Genomic DNA, 14,975 nt, shown 5'->3' with positions numbered 1-14,975 from the left:
ACTACACGTTCGACAAGGTCTCGCCTACTAGGAAAAGGAATCAGGCCGGTCCCGCGTGAGGGACCGGTTTCTCAGGCAGTCTCAGGCCAGCGTTCGACGGGCGGAGTCCACCCGCGCGACGGCGAGGTCCGCCAGATCCGAGGCGTCCGCACGGCTCAGCCGCCGGTCGACGACCAGCGACACCAGGGAGGTCTCGTACGTCTCCCCCGGCGCCAGCACGCGAGCCGAGTCCCAGGCAAGCGAAGGACCGGCGCCCACGTAGTCGGACAACCGCACAAACCACGGCAGCGGCTCCTGCGCATCCTGAACCAGTACTACGGAAGTCCACGCATCCCCGTGCAAGGCGCTGACCACCAACCACGGCGACTTCGACCCGTGCGCATCCGACTCACCGGCTCCATCCACGGTCAGGAGTTCGGTGCGATCGCCGAAGGGGAAGCGCCAGAAGATACCGCCGTACCCGGCGCCCGGGCGGCCGTTGACCGCCGGACTCGCGATCGTCGCACCGGACGGCGCGGTCAGGCCGCTGTGCCAACCCAGTGCCCAGGCCTCCGACTCGGAGATCAGTACGCCGGTCAGCCGGCGCTCCTCCAGCAGTTGCTGGCGATCGTTCTGGTCGGCCCAGGTGATCCGGTCGAGCAGAGTCGCCGTGCCCTCGACAGTCATCCGGGTACTGATCTGCCGGCCATGGTTCGACAACAGGGTCGGCCCCTGCCCGGGCAGGAAGGTCCGGCCACCCCAGTAGGTCGTACCGTCGACGTCGGCGACTGTCAGGGACAGCCCGTAGTGGTGGCGGTGGTCGACCGGGCTGGTCACGGTCAGAGCTGTCCCGGACAGCGAGTGAACAGGATGCAGGTGCGGCCGCGGGCTGTGGACGCGGGGCATCGCCGCGCCGCTCACGTAGCGGGTCAGTGGTACGTCGAGACCTTCGAAGACGGCGCCGTCGCCCTCGAGCTTCCACTCGGCGGTGAGGCCGTTACCCACCTTGCGATGAATCAGGCCGGCAGTGCCGGACGATGGTGCACCCAGGCGGCGGGCCGGCGGTACCGGGCCGCTACTCGACCGCACCACCAGCGACGGCTCGATCACGTCGACCTCACCCACTTCGGCATCGGCCGACTCGATGGCGGCGATCAACCGCGCCCAGGCCCGCCGGCCGAACTCCGCCTGCGGCACCAGCGCGGTCGTCAGCGACGGCGTGGCGAAACGGGCCAGCTCGATGTCGTCGAAGCCGGTCACCGAGATGTCCCCCGGTACGGCGACACCCGTCTCGTTCAGCCGGGCAAGCAGCCCGAAAGCGACCAGATCGTTGAAGGCCAGGACGGCGGTGGCCCGGGAGTCCAGAACCTCGTCCGCGACCCGATAGCCGGCATCCACCGTCGAGCCGCCGGCAATGGTCCGCACCCGCAGGAACGGATGCCGGGCCCGGGCGTCCTCCAGAGCTCTCGCGCGGACGTGGTGAGAGGCGGCACTCGGGGGCCCGGCGACGTACGCCAGGTCGCGATGGCCGTTCTCCACCAGGTGATCCACCAGCAGCGCGATCCCATGCGCGTAGTCGACCGCCAGGGCCGGCACTCCCTCGACCAGCCGGTTCAGCAGCACGACCGGCTTCACGTCCGGCAGCAGTGCGAGCAGCTCCTCCTCGGGCATCCTCGGAGCCGCGAGGATCACGGCGTCGCAGCGAAGGCGTGCCTCCAGTGCCACCTCGGCCTCACGGGCAGGGTTCTCCACTGTCTCCGCGACGAGGATGCGGTAGCCGGTCTCGTCGGCGGCGGCCATGGCTCCGCGCAGCAGTTGCTGGAACATCGGGTTGCCCAGGTCGGGCACCACCAGAGCAACCGTGTTGGTGCGGCCCAGCGAGAGACCACGGGCCAGCTTGCTCGGCCGGTACTGCAGTTGGTCCGCCGCTGCGTGCACCCGGGCCGCAATCTCGGGCGCGACATTGGCCTGGCCGTTCATCACCCGGGACACCGTGGAACGCGAGACCTGCGCCGCCCGGGCGACCTCGCCGATGGTGGTGCCGCTCTTGATCTGCCGTGCCATCTAGGCCCTGCCCTCCCGTGATCCGACGTCCACACTCACCGCGCGGAACGTGGCGTAGCCCTCTGCCGCAGTATCGTCCCCTGCCGCGGGTCCGGCCGCATGGTCCCCACCCGGCGTGCCGAGCGGCGCTGCTGCGAACAGCCCGATATCCGCCCCGATCCACCGACCCGGTTGGGCCGTGAACCAGGACGGAACACTCTGCCAGTCCAGCTCGCCAGGTAGACGCCAGGCAAAGGTCACCAGCCCTGCGGCGTCGCACTGCACCCGCAACTCGACCTCATCGCTACCGGGCGGCAGGGTCGCCCCGGCCGCGGTCTGCTCACCGGGGCCGTCGATCGACCGCCTGCAGAGCAAGTGGAGCCCTCCTGGCGTCTGGATCAGGCCGATCCACGCGTACGCCGTACCGAGGACCACCACGCCTGCTCTGGCTCCATCCGGGGCTGAGCCGAGTCGCACGGAGGTGACCCATTCCGAAGGCTGTCCGAGGAGCGGTTGGCCGAGCACGTGGCCGATCCGGCGGAGATCGCCGAGGTCGTCAGGCACCAGGCGAAGGCGCAGCGTGCCGTCTCCCGGGAGAGCGTGCCAGTCCGGCTGCGGGTTCGCCTGCCAATGCCATTGCAGTCCCAGCTCGGTCGACTTGAAAGCATCGCTTCGCTCCGGCTCCCGCTGCTCAGCCGGTACTGCGGCCAGCGCCGGGCGGGCGTAGTACGGGACTGGTTCTCCTGTTGAGCCGATGACGGGCCAGCCGTCGTCGTCCCAGGTCATGGGCTGGAGGTGGACGACCCGGCCGAACACTCCGCGGTCCTGGAAGTGCAGGAACCAGTGCTCGCCCTCAGGCGTGTCGACCCAGGCGCCTTGGTGAGGCCCGTTGACCGGGGTGGTGCCCTGCGCGAGGACCACCCGGTGCTCGTACGGGCCGTAGATCTCCCGCGAGCGGAACACGGACTGCCAGCCGGTGCTGACGCCTCCAGCCGGGGCGAAGATCCAGTACCACCCGTTGTGGCGATAGAACTTCGGGCCCTCCAGCGTTCGGCAGCCCGGGATCTCATCTCCATCGACCACCGTGCGCGGTGCACTCAGGACACCGTCGAGCTCCGTGGTCACCTCGACGACGCTGAGCCGGTTCATCAGGCCGCTGCGACTGTGGGCCCAGCCGAAGACCAGGTACGCCCGGTCGTCGTCGTCCCACAGCGGGCACGGATCGATCAGACCGGTGCCCGCGATCAGCAGGCGCGGCTCGCTCCACGGGCCGCGCGGATCCTCGGCGGTGAGAACAAAGATGCCGTGATCCGGATCCGGGTAGACCAACTGGAACAGACCATCGTGATGACGGATGCTCGGCGCCCAGACGCCACTGCCGTGCCGCGGGATGCGGTAGTGCTCGACCGGCGGCACCAGCGGCAACGCCCGCGCGACGACCTCCCAGCTGACCAGATCGCGGGAATGCAGGATCGGCAGCCCGGGAGCCCGATTGAAGCTCGAGGCCACCAGGTAGTAGTCGGCACCGACCCGGACGACGTCCGGGTCCGGCCAGTCCGCGTCGAGGACCGGGTTGCGGTACCGCTCGGGCGCAAGCTGTCGCGTCATACCCAGGATCCTAACCTATAGGAAACCGGTTCCCCTGCTGTTATCGTCGCCCTTCGTAAACCGGTTTCTCACCGGATGAGGACGCAGAGAGAGAAGGCGGACCATGGAACAGCGACGTGTCAGCGGTCTCGCCGCTGTGGCGGCGGCAGTGGCCCTGACGCTCGGGGCCTGCGCCGGCCCGGGCAGCACCGGCGACTCGGACCAGAGCGCCGGGACCGAGGGCTGGGGCGATCCCAAGGGCACCATCGAGTTCTGGGACACCAATGCCAACCCCCGGCTCAGCGCGGAGTGGGACAAGTCGATCAAGGCGTTCGAGCAGGCCAATCCCGACATCGACGTCAAGTACGTCGGGTTGCCCAACTCGTCGTACCTGCAGAAGGTGAACAACGCGCTGGCCACCGGTCAGGTGCCCGATGTGCTGCTGATCGGCAACGACGTCGCCAACCTGATCGCCCAGAAGGCGCTGGCGCCGCTGGACGACGCGGTCAAGGAGGCCGGGCTGGACGCGAAGCTCGACCCGAAGATGGTCGAGAACGAGCGCCGCAACGCGGCGGACAAGAAGCTGTACAAGCTCCCGTTGAGCGCGCTGTCCGACGTGATCTGGTACCGGACGGACTGGCTGAAGAAGGCCGGGCTGAAGGAACCGGCCAGCTACGACGAGTTCTTCGCCACCGCGAAGGCGCTCACCAAGCCCGAGGCGAACCAGTTCGGCTTCGCCTTCCGCGGCGGTCCCGGGGCGATGCCGCCGATGTTCGCGATGACGTACGGCATGTCCGGGGTGGGCGAGTTCATCACCAAGGACGGCCAGGCGACGCTGGACAAGCCGGAGAACCTCGCGGCCTTCAAGAAGTACATCTCGCTCTACGGCACGGTCAGCGCGAAGGCCGACCTGTCCAACGACTACGCCAAGATCGTCGCCGCGTTCGACGGCGGCTCAGCCTGGGCCACGCACCACAACCTCGGCTCGTACCAGGACCACCTCAAGGCCCTGGGCAGCAACGTGGTCGGTGTGCAGCCGTTCCCCAACGCCGATGGGGTGATCACCGCGACCGCGCCCGCGGTGTCCGGTCTCGGAGTCCTTGCCAAGAGCAAGAACAAGGCCGCGGCCTGGAAGTTCGCCGAGTTCATGGCCACCCAGGGCAACTCCAGCTGGGCCGAGACGGTCGGCCAGGTGCCGGCGTCGCTGGAGGCCCAGAAGGCCGAGTGGATCACCAAGGCCCAGCCGCTGACCGCGATCGTCGAGACCGGCAAGAACCCGAAGACGCAGTACCTGCAGCTGCCGACGTACCTGCCGGACTGGGGTTCGATCCTGAAGACGGAGATGGAACCCGACTTCCAGTCCGTCCTGCAGGGCAAGATGACCCCGGAAGCGTTCCTGGGCAAGTACGCCGAGCGGTTCGAGAAGGCGCAGGCCGAGTACGCCGAGCACGCCGGGAAGTAGCCCGTGCATCACCTGGCGAGCGTGCCGGCGAGGAAGGCCGCCGCCAGGTCCTGCATGGCCCGGTCGAACCGGTGCGGGCCGGGCAGCATGACCCCGCGATAGGTGCCGCGGGCGCCGTTGAAGCGGCGACGCAAGAGGGCGTCCGCGTCGTGCATTCCCTTTCGGGGAAAGAGTTCGTCGTCCTCGGCGTACAGGACGAGCTGGTGGTGGAGTCCGCGGGCGACCGCGTACTCCGGCCACTCCTTGTCCCGCCCGATCCCCGGTGTCGCGAGCAGCCACGAGTGCGCGTCGAGGTACGCCGGGAACATCGCCGCGAAGGTGCTCATCATGCAGATCACCACGCCGGCCGAGATCTCCGGAGCGAGCGCCGCCAGGTGCACGGCGCGTCCTCCCCCACCGGAGAAGCCGACGACACCGAGTCGTCCACGATCCACGCCGGGCATCGCCGCGAGGACCTCCAGCGCGGTCAAGTCGTCATGAGCCACCGCGCCGGCGAACGACGTACCCATCACTCCGGCGTACTTCGCCACCGTCGCCTCATGCTCGGCCGCCGCGATGTCGTACACCTCGTCCGGACCCGGGTGCTGCCCGGTCAGCGACCAGTGGGATCGGTACGCCGCCAGCGTCGACTCCAACCGCCAGGGCGGCTCGTCCAGCCGGAAGCCACGCGATCCCCACCCGAACGCATCATGAGCCAGTACGGCGAACCCCTCGCGGGCCAGGCGATCCGCCATCGCTTGCCCTTCGTAGCAAGCCGTCCTGAGCCTCTGCGCGCCCGGCGATGGCTCTCGCGTCATGACTAGTCGTTCAGCCCCGCAGTGCTTGACTCCTGCGTGACAGTGCAGCGCAAGCACTCCCGGCAGAAGGCGATCGTCGTCCGGGCGCACGAGCCAGCCGCGCGTCGGCGGACCGAAGGCGGTCTGCCAGAACAGCTCGATCGTCACCAGACCGTCGTGCTGCCAGCGGTCGACTTCGCGGGGCTGGGGATCTGCCGGTGAGAGCACGCCCAGTAGCTCGGCCAGTTCGGTGGTGACGGCGTCACCGGACAGGACCGGCCCAGCGCGCCAGGCGCCGGGCCAATCCTCGTAGCCGCCGATCGCGGACGGGCGCGGCGTACTCAGCCCTTCACCGCCCCGGCCGACAGGCCTTGGACCAGGAAGCGCTGCACGTAGGCGAACACCAGCACGACCGGTACGACGGCGACGACACCGCCGGCCGCGAGCGCCCCGAAGTCGACGCTGTACTCACCGAGCATGTAGCTCAGGCCGACCGGGATCGTGAACTGGTCCTGGGAGTTGAGGAACATCAGCGCGAACAGGAAGTTGTTCCACGACGAGATGAACGCGAACGAGCTGATCGCCACCACGCCGGGACGCAACAGCGGCAGCACGGTCATCCGGAACCCGCGGAACCGGCCGCAGCCGTCGACCCAGGAGGCCTCCTCGAGCTCGATCGGAATGTTCCGGATGAAGCCCGCCATCAAGATGATCGACAGCGGCAGGTGGAAGACCGCGTCGGCCACCACGATGCTCCAGAGCGTGTTGATCAGGTGCGTAGTCCGGAAGATGTCGAACAGCGGGATCAGCATCATCGCGCCGGGCACGAACTGCGTGCAGAGCATCAGCACCATGCAGGCAGCTTTGCCCTTGAAGCTGAACCGGGCCAGGGCGTAGCCGCCGGCCAGCGCGATCGCCGTGGTCAGCAGCACCGTCAGTACCGCGATGATCACCGAGTTCTTGAAGAACACGCCGAACCCGGCGCCGTTCCAGACGGTGTTGAAGTGCTCGAAGGTGAGCGGCCACGGCACCAGGGCGGTGGAACCCGTCTTCCGGAAGGCAAAGAGCAGGATCCAGTAGAACGGCACCAGCGTGAACAGCAGGTACACCACCAGCGGCAGGTAGATCGTCCAGCGCGGCGCCCGCCGGGCCGCTTCGCTCCCGGTCGGCCGGCGACCCACACCTCGGGGCGTCATTGGGTTTCCTTCCCGGCCCGCGCGAGCCAGAGGTAGGTGACGGAGCAGACGGCGAGAATCAGGAACGCGGACATGGTCAGCGCGGAGCCGTAGCCGAACTCCTTGGCGTCCACCGCCTTGCGAGCGACGTACAGCGGAAGGGTCATGGTGGAGTTGCCCGGGCCGCCGCCGGTGAGGGTGTAGAGCAGGTCGACGTTGTTGAACTCCCACACCGCCCGCAGCAGAGTGGACAGGATGATCGCGTTGCGCAGGTGCGGCAGCGTGATCGACCAGAAGCGGCGGAACCGGCCGGCGCCGTCGACCTCGGCCGCCTCGTACAGATCGCCGGAGATCGACTGCAGGTCGGCGAGGATGAGGATCGCGAAGAACGGCACACCGCGCCAGAGCTCGGCCAGCACGGCCGCCCAGAACGCCGTACCGGGCTCGGTCAGCAGGCTGGTGCCGTACTCCCCGATGCCCGCGTCGGCGAGGTAGCGGCCGAAACCGGTGGTCGGGTTGTAGATGAGCAGCCAGATGGTGGTGGTCAGGACGCCGCTGACCGCCCACGGCGAGAACACCAGCGCCCGGGAGATCGCGCGCCCGACGAAGGTCTCGTTGATCACCAGGGCCAACGCGAGACCGAAGACGAGCTGCAGCGACACCTCCACCACGACCCACTGGCCGGTGAAGAGCAGGGACTGCCAGAAGAGGTCGTCGCGCAGCATCGCCGCGTAGTTGTCGAAGCCGACGAAGCCGTTGTCCCAGGGCTTGGTGACGTTGTACTTGTACAGGCTGTAGTAGACGACGCTGCCGATCGGATAGACCAGGAACACCGTGAGCAGGATGCCTGCCGGGGCCAGCAGCAAGTACGGCGTCCACCGTTCCCGTGGTCGGTGCCGCTTCTGCCGCGGCGCGCCGGCCGGCGGCGCGTCAGCCGGCGGCGCGACGGGAGTGAGCACGGTCATGTCTTCTCCGCTCTCCAGTGGGGAACCGGTTTCTTTGAATCCAGCCTGCGGCGGCTATCATAGGTCAGAAACCGGTTCCTGAGGAGATCAGCATGATGGCGAGACCACGGCGGCGTTACGCGATAGTCGGCACCGGCTCCCGGGCCGGCATGTACGTCGACGCCATGCTCGGCGAGCACGCCGATGTCGCGCTGCCGGTGGCCTGGTGCGACACGAACGACGTACGGATGACGCAGTACGACGAGAAGGTCAAGGCCGCGGGTCATGCGCCGGCTCACTACGACCCGGCCGACCTGTCCCGGATGCTGACCGAGCAAGCGGTCGACGTCCTGGTCGTCACGTCACCGGACCACACGCACGCTTCGATGGTGACTCAGGCCCTGGCGGCCGGGGTCGACGTGATCTGCGAGAAGCCGCTGACCATCGACGCCGCCGGGTTACGAGCGATCGAGGCGGCCGCCCGGGAATCGTCGGCTCGGCTCATCCTGACCTTCAACTATCGCTACTCGCCTCGCAACAGTGCGCTGCGGGAGGTGATCGCGTCCGGCGCTGTGGGCCGGGTGGTCTCGGTGAACTTCGAGTGGATGCTGGACACCGTGCACGGTGCCGACTACTTCCGGCGGTGGCATCGGGACAAGAGTCACTCAGGTGGGCTGGCCGTGCACAAGGCCGCGCATCACTTCGATCTGGTGAACTGGTGGCTGGATGACATCCCTTCGACGGTTTACGCGCTCGGAGGGCTTCACTTCTATGGGAGTGACGGCGCTGGTCATCCGGGTGGGTCGCGGCCTTCGCTGGCACGGGATGCGGCGGCTGGCGATCCATACGGGCTCGACATGGCTGAGAACGACACGATGCGGCAACTGTTCTTGATGGCCGAGCATGCGGACGGCTATCACCGGGATCGGGATGTGTTCGCTCCTGGAGTGAGCATCGAGGACACGTTGAGCGTGCTCGTCGGGTATCAGAGTGGGGCGAGCATGGCGTACTCGCTCACCGCCCACAGTCCTTGGGAGGGGTACCGGGTCAGCGTCAATGGCACGCGTGGCCGGGCTGAGCTGGAGGTTGTGGAGCGCAGTCATGTGGCGGGCGGTGCGCAGGCGGCGCGGTTGCTGGGTCCTGAGGGCAAGAGCGGCCCGGCCGAGCTGGACAGCGTACGGCCGAAGGGGTCTCGACTGACCGTGCAGCAGCACTGGGAGGCTGCTCAGGAAGTGCCGATCTCTGAGGGGGTTGGCGCTCATGGCGGTGGGGACGTCCTGATGCTGCGCGAGGTCTTCCGGGGCGCGGGTGAGGATCCGCTGCGGCGGCAGGCTGGGTACGTCGACGGGTTGCGGAGCGCGGCCGTTGGAGTAGCCGTCAACCGCAGCCTCGCCACCGGTACGCCGGTGCGGATCGCCCCGGCTGGACTCGTCGAGGACTAGATCAGGCCCTCGCGAAGTGCGTAGGCGACGGCGTGTGAGCGGTTCCTGAGTTTCAGCCGGGTTGTCACGTCGTGCAGGACGTTCTTCACGGTCCGCTCCGAGTAGGACAGCTCGCGGGCGATCTCGTGGGTGTCCTTGCCGTCAGCAACCAAGCGGAGTACGTGGGTCTCGCGGTCCGACAGTCCTGCTTGCGATCGGGAGTGGGGTGCCGGCAGGCGGCCGTCGCCGGCGGCGGCCGCCTGGATCAGCTGCACGATGCGGCCGGCCGTCGCGTCGGCACGCCGGAGCATGCCCGAGACACCGAGTTCGACGGCGGTCGTCACCGCGTCGTCGTCGATCACGCCGGCGATCACCACGGTCCGTCGGTAGCCGCGGTGCGCCGCTGCACGCAGTACCTGGCCTGCCGTTGGGTCGAGAGAGTCGACCGCGATCAGGGCCACCAGTGGCAGGGTGGTGCGGGCTTTGAGGTGGTGGTTCTCCGTGACCAGCAGGATCTCGGGGCGCTGCCGGAGCGCGTACACCAGCCCGACCTGCGACAGCGGGTCGAGCGCCTTCACCCACACCGGTACGCGTTGTTGCCCCACAGACGCCACTCCCCCAGAGCCTTGTCGAACCGAACTCATCGAATACGCAGCCACGGCAGCCTCCCAATGTCAGCTACCTCGATGGTCCGGGCCAACCTTCAGCCAGCCTTAAAACAGGCTTACGGAAGGAATGTGACGGCCCGCAGAGCCAGCCGGTAGGAGTTCAGGCCGAAGCCGGCGATGGTGCCGTCGGCGACGGCCGCGACGACGCTGGTGTGGCGGAACTCCTCGCGAGCGGCCGGGTTGCTGATGTGGATCTCGATCAGCGGGGCGGTGCGCTGGGCGCAGGCGTCGCGGAGGGCGTACGAGTAGTGGGTGAAGGCCGCCGGGTTCAGGACGACGGGGGTCTTCGCGTCGGCGGCCTCGTGCAGCCAGCCGACGAGTTCCGCCTCGTCGTCGGTCTGCCGCACCTCGACGGCCAGCCCGAGCTCGGCACCGGTCTTCTCACAGTCGGCGACCAGATCGGCGAACGTCGTCGCGCCGTACACGTCAGGCTCCCGCGACCCGAGCCGGCCCAGATTCGGCCCGTTCAGCACCAACACCCGCCGCCCACCAGCAACATCAGTCACACCCCCACCCTAGTGCCGTCGACGCAGTGCGGTCAGGCTGGGCTGCACCACGGGATCAGCGGTGGGTCAGGCGGCGGTAGGCCTGGTTGGCTTCGGCGACGGCTGTCCGGTACTGCGTGTCGGCGGTGATGCCGGTGCTGAGGACCGTCCAGTTGCGGCGGGAGAGGACCTGCTGGGTGGAGATCAGGTCGGCGGCCGTCAGTTCGGCTTTGAGGCCGGTGCCGAGAGCGGCTGCCAGCGCGGCTTGGTCTGCTGCAACGAACTCGTGGACGCGAGTTGCCAGCGCCGGAGTGCTGAAGACCAGGCGGTAGTAGGCGAGCACCTCGGGGTCGTCGTTGAGTCCGGTGACCGGGTCGCGGCGCTTCAGGCCGTCGACAAAGTGGGCGCGGAGCGCTTCGACCGGGTCGCCCGTTGCCGCCTTCACGACCCGGGCAGCCTCGCCCGCGTGGTCGGCGATCCGGTACAGCACCAGGTCCTGCTTGGTCGCGAAGTACTTGAACAGGGTGGGTTTGGAGACATCCACCGCCGCCGCGATGTCCGCGACCGACACCTCGTCGAAGCCACGCTCCAGGAAGAGCGCGATCGCCGCCTGGGACAGCGCGTCGTGCGTCTGCTGCTTCTTGCGGTCGCGCAGTTCGGCCATGCGCTGACGATAGCAAAGTGTTAACCTGGTCAAAGAATTGACCGGGTTAATTTTTTGAGGATCGGGTGCATGCGGGGACTGGACGAGGAACGCGAGTACGCCGAGCGCTGCCGCGCCGCGCTGCAGGCGATGATCGACGGAGCGCGGGAGAACGTGGTGGTCGGCGAGCTGACCTGGGGCGACCGGTACACGGCCGAGCGGCTCGGCTACTACCTCAAGAGCCTGGCGCGAGAGCTCGGCGACGACGGCGCGGGGCCGCCGTTCTTCGGCCTGATCGGCTACGGAGCGGACGAATCCGCCGGCGAGCACCGCAATCAGACCTACTACCTGGGCCGGCGGCACATCTCGGACGCGATCGGCCGCCCGCCGCTCGTCATCGACTGGCGAGCCCCGGTCTCCACGTCCTTCTACCGCGCAAGCCCGACCGACCCCCGAGGCATCACCACCCGCCGACGCTTCGGCTGGTCCGCCGACACCCTCACCAGCTACGAAGACGAACACCTGAACCGCCCCACCTCGAGCCCTTCGAGCAGCACGGTGGGTGGGATTTTGCGGGCCGAGATCGAGCGGCCTCGGGTGGGGCCGATGCGGGACATCGTGGCCACGATTCAGCCGGAGCAGGATGTTCTGGTTCGGGCCGAGTTGGACGAATCGCTGTGTGTGCAAGGGGCTCCGGGGACCGGGAAGACGGCGGTCGGGCTGCATCGGGCGGCGTACCTGTTGTATGTGCATCGGGCGCGGCTGCAGCGCAACGGAGTACTGGTGCTCGGGCCCAACCGGGCATTCCTGCACTACATCTCCGCTGTGCTGCCGACGCTCGGCGAGGTCGATGTCGAGCAGACGACGATCGAGGAGTTGCTCAGCGACGAGCAGCACCCGATTCGCAGTACGGACGAGCCGGCCGCGGCGCGGGTGAAACACGATCGCCGGATGGAGGAGGTCCTCCGGCGGGCGCTCTACGAACGGATCCGGCCGCCGGCGGACGCGGTCGTCGTACCGGATGGGTCGTATCGGTGGCGGGTGAACCAGGACGAGTTCGAGCAGATGGTCGAGGACGCGCGGCAGGAGGCGACGGCGTACCTGCTCGGGAGGGAACGGGTGATCTCGCGACTGGTCGCCGCGCTGCAGCGGCAAGCCGAAGCCCGCGGGCAGAACTGCAACGGCAGCTGGCTCCGCAAGATGGGTCGTGGCGTCGCGCCGGCCGTCGACGCGGTCTGGCCACTGGTCAAGGCGGACGAGCTCTTGGCCGAGCTGCTCAGCGACAGCGCCACCCTCGTCGCGGCCGCGACCGGCATCCTCACCGAGGAGGAGCAGGCGGCCATCACCTGGAAACGCGCGCGCAAGCCGAAGAGCGCTCGCTGGACGGCGGCCGACGCAGTACTGCTCGACGAAGCAAGCGCGCTCCTGGAGCGCGGCCAGACCTACGGTCACGTGATCATCGACGAAGCCCAGGACCTCTCCCCCATGCAGTGCCGCGCGATCGCCCGCCGCAGCGAGCACGGCTCGATCACCGTTCTCGGCGACCTCGCCCAAGGCACCACACCGTGGGCTGCCCGCGATTGGCCCGAGCAGTTGACCCACCTCGGCAAGCCCGACAGCCAGGTGATCGCGCTGACCACCGGTTACCGCGTCCCCGCCGCCGTGGTCGAACTGGCGAACCGCCTGCTCAAAGGGCTCGGTGTCGATGTCCCACCGACCAGTTCGTTCCGCTCCGACGGCCGTCTCACGGTGCAGCACACCACAGACCTCGCCGCGGCTTGCACCGACGCAGTACGGGCTGCGCTGAAGGAGGAGGGATCGATCGGGGTGATCGCCGCCGACGCCGCGGTCGACGAGTTGCGGGACGCGCTGAAGCTGGACGGCATCGACCCCATCGAGGCGGACGGCGACGGGCGGGTCGCGGTCGTCCCGGCCGCGCTGGCGAAGGGCCTGGAGTACGACCACGTGATCGTGATCGAGCCCGCCGCGATCGTCGAGGCCGAGCCGCGTGGCCTGAACCGGCTCTATGTTGTGCTGACCAGGGCGGTCTCTCGGCTGGACGTCCTGCACAGCCGCGATCTGCCACCGCAGCTGAACGGAACCGGCGCCTGAACCGAACCGGCGCCTGACCTGCCGGACTCTTCCGGGTATGAGCACACGAACAGCCACGCTGGGGGTGCCGCGGGTGGGAACGGAAGTCAGACCGGTCCAGCTGGCCAGGAGCGACCGCGAACTCTGGGAGCAACTCCGAACCGGCGACGAGTCGGCGTTGACCGAACTCTTCCAGCGCCACAGCGACGCCGTCTACAACTTCGCGTTCCGCCGTACGTCGTCATGGCCGGCCGCCGAGGACGTCGTCCAGGCGACCTTCCTGGCGCTGTGGCGACGCGCCCGGGCTCGGCGGATCGACCAGCTGACCCTGGACTCGGCCCGCCCACTGCTGCTGGTGATGGCCGGGCACGAGTGCGGCAACGTACTGCGCGCCTTCCGGCGGCAGTCGGCGCTGCGGGACCGGATCGAGCTGATCGACCCGACCGGGCCGATCCCCGATCACTCGATCGCAGCGGCGGCGCGGATCGACGACGAACGGGCGATGAGCGACATCCGCCGCATCCTCGACCGGATCCCCGCCAAGCAGCGCGAGGTGGTCGAGCTCGTCGTGTGGTCGGAGTGCTCGATGGCCGACGCGGCCCGCGTGCTCGGCATCCCCGAAGGCACGGTCAAGTCCCGGCTCGCTCGGGCCCGGACCAGCCTCGCCGGACTTCTCGACCTTGGTGACCAGGAGGGCCTCAGATGATCAAGCAACTCCCGGCGGAGCGACCGCTCCCCCGCAAGCAGGACATCCTCGACCACGTTCTCGCCGACGACACCCGTCAGCGCAGGCCCTGGCTCGTACCGATCGCTGCCGCCGCTTCGGTCGCGGTCGTCGCGGGCGGTCTCGTCTTCGCGAGTTCCGGCCAGGACGACCAGCCTGTACCGGGTCCGGCCGCGCAGACCACTCCGACGAAGCCGTCGCTGGTGCGGCCCAAGCCACAGCCGTCCGACGTACAGGTCAATGCGGGTCCGCTCGGTGCGGCGGAGGCGAATGCGCTCGCTGAGGCCTGTGTCCGGCAGGAGGGCCATCCACCGGGTGAGGTCGGCCAGGTGAGCCACGCGTTCAAGGTGCGGAACTGGGCCGACCCGCGCAAGACCGAGAACACCGTGGTCGTGCTCGACAAGTCGAACGGCCTGATCTATGGCTGTGTCGGCTTCCCGACGACCAAGTCGGCCTCCGGCGAGACCGTCCAGGGGTTCGAGGTCGGACTGATCGGCGGCGATCCGGTCGAGGCACGCAAGGGCAAGACGGTGATCAATCCGACGGACGCCACCCACCCGGCCGCGCCGACCGACAGCGGCGGCAGCCGGTACTACGTGAAGTTCGACAACCAGCCGGACAAGCTGATGACGGAGGCGTGGTACCGGGTGGACGAGCGGGTCGCCAAGATGCGGCAGCGGTTCGTGGTGAGGGGCAAGGCGGGCCCGTGGTTCGTCGGCGACGCGGCCGACGGTTACGTCTTCCTCCGTTCGTGGGACGAGTCGACGGCGCTGCGGCGCGGCGACGAGGTACGGATCGAGACCCAGGTGCTGGCCCACGACGGCAAACTGCTCGACGCGCCGGCGGACCAGAAGGGCGGTGGCGGGCTGACGCCCAGCCCTGGCACCACTCGCGTAGACATCGGCCACGCCACCGACGACCCGAAGCTCGCCCCGCTCGGAATCCACTTCAAGAACCGCTGAAGAGCGCCGGCGGGG

Annotated in this window: 14 protein-coding genes; 6 read left to right on the top strand and 8 right to left on the bottom strand. The window is 68.6% G+C overall.

The genetic code is table 11. The features are described 5' to 3' along the window. Positions 1 to 81: 81 nt before the first annotated feature. Together AB0F51_RS16790 and AB0F51_RS16785 are read right to left on the bottom strand one after the other, a co-directional pair. Positions 82 to 2,043, bottom strand: coding sequence for a DUF6807 family protein (locus AB0F51_RS16790; protein ID WP_360280546.1), 1,962 nt, complete (start codon positions 2,041 to 2,043; stop codon positions 82 to 84). After that, entirely contained in the window at positions 2,044 to 3,630 is a 1,587-nt protein-coding gene (locus AB0F51_RS16785) for a family 43 glycosylhydrolase (protein WP_360280543.1), read from the bottom strand. A 103-nt stretch (positions 3,631 to 3,733) separates the two neighbouring features. On the opposite strand from AB0F51_RS16785, the gene AB0F51_RS16780 reads away from it, so the two are divergent. Continuing rightward, a complete protein-coding gene (locus tag AB0F51_RS16780; protein ID WP_360280540.1) occupies positions 3,734 to 5,071 on the top strand; it encodes a sugar ABC transporter substrate-binding protein in 1,338 nt (445 codons plus the stop codon). 8 nt (positions 5,072 to 5,079) lie between these two features. On the opposite strand, the gene AB0F51_RS16775 is transcribed toward AB0F51_RS16780, so the two are convergent. Then, positions 5,080 to 5,805 carry a dienelactone hydrolase family protein gene (locus AB0F51_RS16775; RefSeq protein ID WP_360280538.1) on the bottom strand — a complete coding sequence of 242 codons (726 nt, stop codon included), beginning with the start codon at positions 5,803 to 5,805 and terminating at the stop codon, positions 5,080 to 5,082. Positions 5,806 to 5,904: 99 nt separating this feature from the next. Between AB0F51_RS16775 and AB0F51_RS16770 the strand changes: the two genes are divergently transcribed. Next, the gene (locus AB0F51_RS16770) at positions 5,905 to 6,069 is read left to right on the top strand and encodes a hypothetical protein (protein ID WP_360280535.1); all 165 of its coding nucleotides are present in this window, start codon (positions 5,905 to 5,907) and stop codon (positions 6,067 to 6,069) included. A 119-nt stretch (positions 6,070 to 6,188) separates the two neighbouring features. Here the strand turns inward: AB0F51_RS16770 and AB0F51_RS16765 are convergent, their stop codons facing one another. Both AB0F51_RS16765 and AB0F51_RS16760 read right to left on the bottom strand, forming a co-directional pair. Next, a complete protein-coding gene (locus AB0F51_RS16765) occupies positions 6,189 to 7,043 on the bottom strand; it encodes a carbohydrate ABC transporter permease (protein WP_360280532.1) in 855 nt (284 codons plus the stop codon). Next, the gene (locus AB0F51_RS16760; protein ID WP_360280529.1) at positions 7,040 to 7,987 is read right to left on the bottom strand and encodes a sugar ABC transporter permease; all 948 of its coding nucleotides are present in this window, start codon (positions 7,985 to 7,987) and stop codon (positions 7,040 to 7,042) included. Before AB0F51_RS16760 ends, AB0F51_RS16765 begins: the two co-directional genes overlap by 4 nt. A 92-nt stretch (positions 7,988 to 8,079) precedes the next feature. Between AB0F51_RS16760 and AB0F51_RS16755 the strand changes: the two genes are divergently transcribed. After that, positions 8,080 to 9,408 carry a Gfo/Idh/MocA family oxidoreductase gene (locus AB0F51_RS16755; protein ID WP_360280526.1) on the top strand — a complete coding sequence of 443 codons (1,329 nt, stop codon included), beginning with the start codon at positions 8,080 to 8,082 and terminating at the stop codon, positions 9,406 to 9,408. On the opposite strand, the gene AB0F51_RS16750 is transcribed toward AB0F51_RS16755, so the two are convergent. The 3 genes from AB0F51_RS16750 to AB0F51_RS16740 all read right to left on the bottom strand — a co-directional run bounded on the left by AB0F51_RS16750 (position 9,405) and on the right by AB0F51_RS16740 (position 11,204). Then, positions 9,405 to 9,992: a response regulator transcription factor gene (locus AB0F51_RS16750; RefSeq protein WP_360280523.1), complete on the bottom strand. Its 588-nt coding sequence runs from the start codon at positions 9,990 to 9,992 to the stop codon at positions 9,405 to 9,407. The two genes, AB0F51_RS16755 and AB0F51_RS16750, sit on opposite strands and share 4 nt — an antisense overlap. Before the next feature lie 119 nt (positions 9,993 to 10,111). Beyond that, a complete protein-coding gene (gene aroQ, locus AB0F51_RS16745) occupies positions 10,112 to 10,561 on the bottom strand; it encodes a type II 3-dehydroquinate dehydratase (protein WP_360280520.1) in 450 nt (149 codons plus the stop codon). A gap of 55 nt (positions 10,562 to 10,616) precedes the next feature. Next, on the bottom strand, positions 10,617 to 11,204 hold the full coding sequence (locus tag AB0F51_RS16740; protein WP_360280517.1) for a helix-turn-helix domain-containing protein: 588 nt from the start codon (positions 11,202 to 11,204) through the stop codon (positions 10,617 to 10,619). A 69-nt stretch (positions 11,205 to 11,273) separates the two neighbouring features. Here AB0F51_RS16740 and AB0F51_RS16735 point away from each other — a divergent pair, with 69 nt between their 5' ends. From AB0F51_RS16735 to AB0F51_RS16725, 3 genes are read left to right on the top strand one after another with little or no spacing between them, the layout of a single operon-like run. After that, on the top strand, positions 11,274 to 13,295 hold the full coding sequence (locus tag AB0F51_RS16735) for an AAA family ATPase (RefSeq protein ID WP_360280514.1): 2,022 nt from the start codon (positions 11,274 to 11,276) through the stop codon (positions 13,293 to 13,295). 37 nt (positions 13,296 to 13,332) lie between these two features. Next, positions 13,333 to 13,980, top strand: coding sequence for an RNA polymerase sigma factor (locus AB0F51_RS16730; protein WP_360280511.1), 648 nt, complete (start codon positions 13,333 to 13,335; stop codon positions 13,978 to 13,980). Further along, positions 13,977 to 14,960 (top strand): hypothetical protein, encoded by a 984-nt coding sequence (locus AB0F51_RS16725; RefSeq protein WP_360280509.1) that lies wholly within the window; start codon positions 13,977 to 13,979, stop codon positions 14,958 to 14,960. Before AB0F51_RS16730 ends, AB0F51_RS16725 begins: the two co-directional genes overlap by 4 nt. Positions 14,961 to 14,975 lie beyond the last annotated feature (15 nt).

The sequence above is a fragment of the Kribbella sp. NPDC023855 genome (assembly GCF_040639475.1).
GTDB lineage: Bacteria > Actinomycetota > Actinomycetes > Propionibacteriales > Kribbellaceae > Kribbella.
Note: the sequence above shows the minus strand (reverse complement) of the source record. Positions and strands in the feature narration are given on the sequence as shown.

Bases quoted from the DNA above. Each gene is read 5' to 3' on its own strand.
- AB0F51_RS16785 (WP_360280543.1), bottom strand. From the start codon at position 3,630: ATGACGCGACAGCTTGCGCCCGAGCGGTACCGCAACCCGGTCCTCGAC.
- AB0F51_RS16765 (WP_360280532.1), bottom strand. From the start codon at position 7,043: ATGACGCCCCGAGGTGTGGGTCGCCGGCCGACCGGGAGCGAAGCGGCC.
- AB0F51_RS16760 (WP_360280529.1), bottom strand. From the start codon at position 7,987: ATGACCGTGCTCACTCCCGTCGCGCCGCCGGCTGACGCGCCGCCGGCC.
- AB0F51_RS16740 (WP_360280517.1), bottom strand. From the start codon at position 11,204: ATGGCCGAACTGCGCGACCGCAAGAAGCAGCAGACGCACGACGCGCTG.
- AB0F51_RS16790 (WP_360280546.1), bottom strand. From the start codon at position 2,043: ATGGCACGGCAGATCAAGAGCGGCACCACCATCGGCGAGGTCGCCCGG.
- AB0F51_RS16775 (WP_360280538.1), bottom strand. From the start codon at position 5,805: ATGGCGGATCGCCTGGCCCGCGAGGGGTTCGCCGTACTGGCTCATGAT.
- AB0F51_RS16780 (WP_360280540.1), top strand. From the start codon at position 3,734: ATGGAACAGCGACGTGTCAGCGGTCTCGCCGCTGTGGCGGCGGCAGTG.
- AB0F51_RS16735 (WP_360280514.1), top strand. From the start codon at position 11,274: ATGCGGGGACTGGACGAGGAACGCGAGTACGCCGAGCGCTGCCGCGCC.
- AB0F51_RS16725 (WP_360280509.1), top strand. From the start codon at position 13,977: ATGATCAAGCAACTCCCGGCGGAGCGACCGCTCCCCCGCAAGCAGGAC.
- AB0F51_RS16730 (WP_360280511.1), top strand. From the start codon at position 13,333: ATGAGCACACGAACAGCCACGCTGGGGGTGCCGCGGGTGGGAACGGAA.
- AB0F51_RS16755 (WP_360280526.1), top strand. From the start codon at position 8,080: ATGATGGCGAGACCACGGCGGCGTTACGCGATAGTCGGCACCGGCTCC.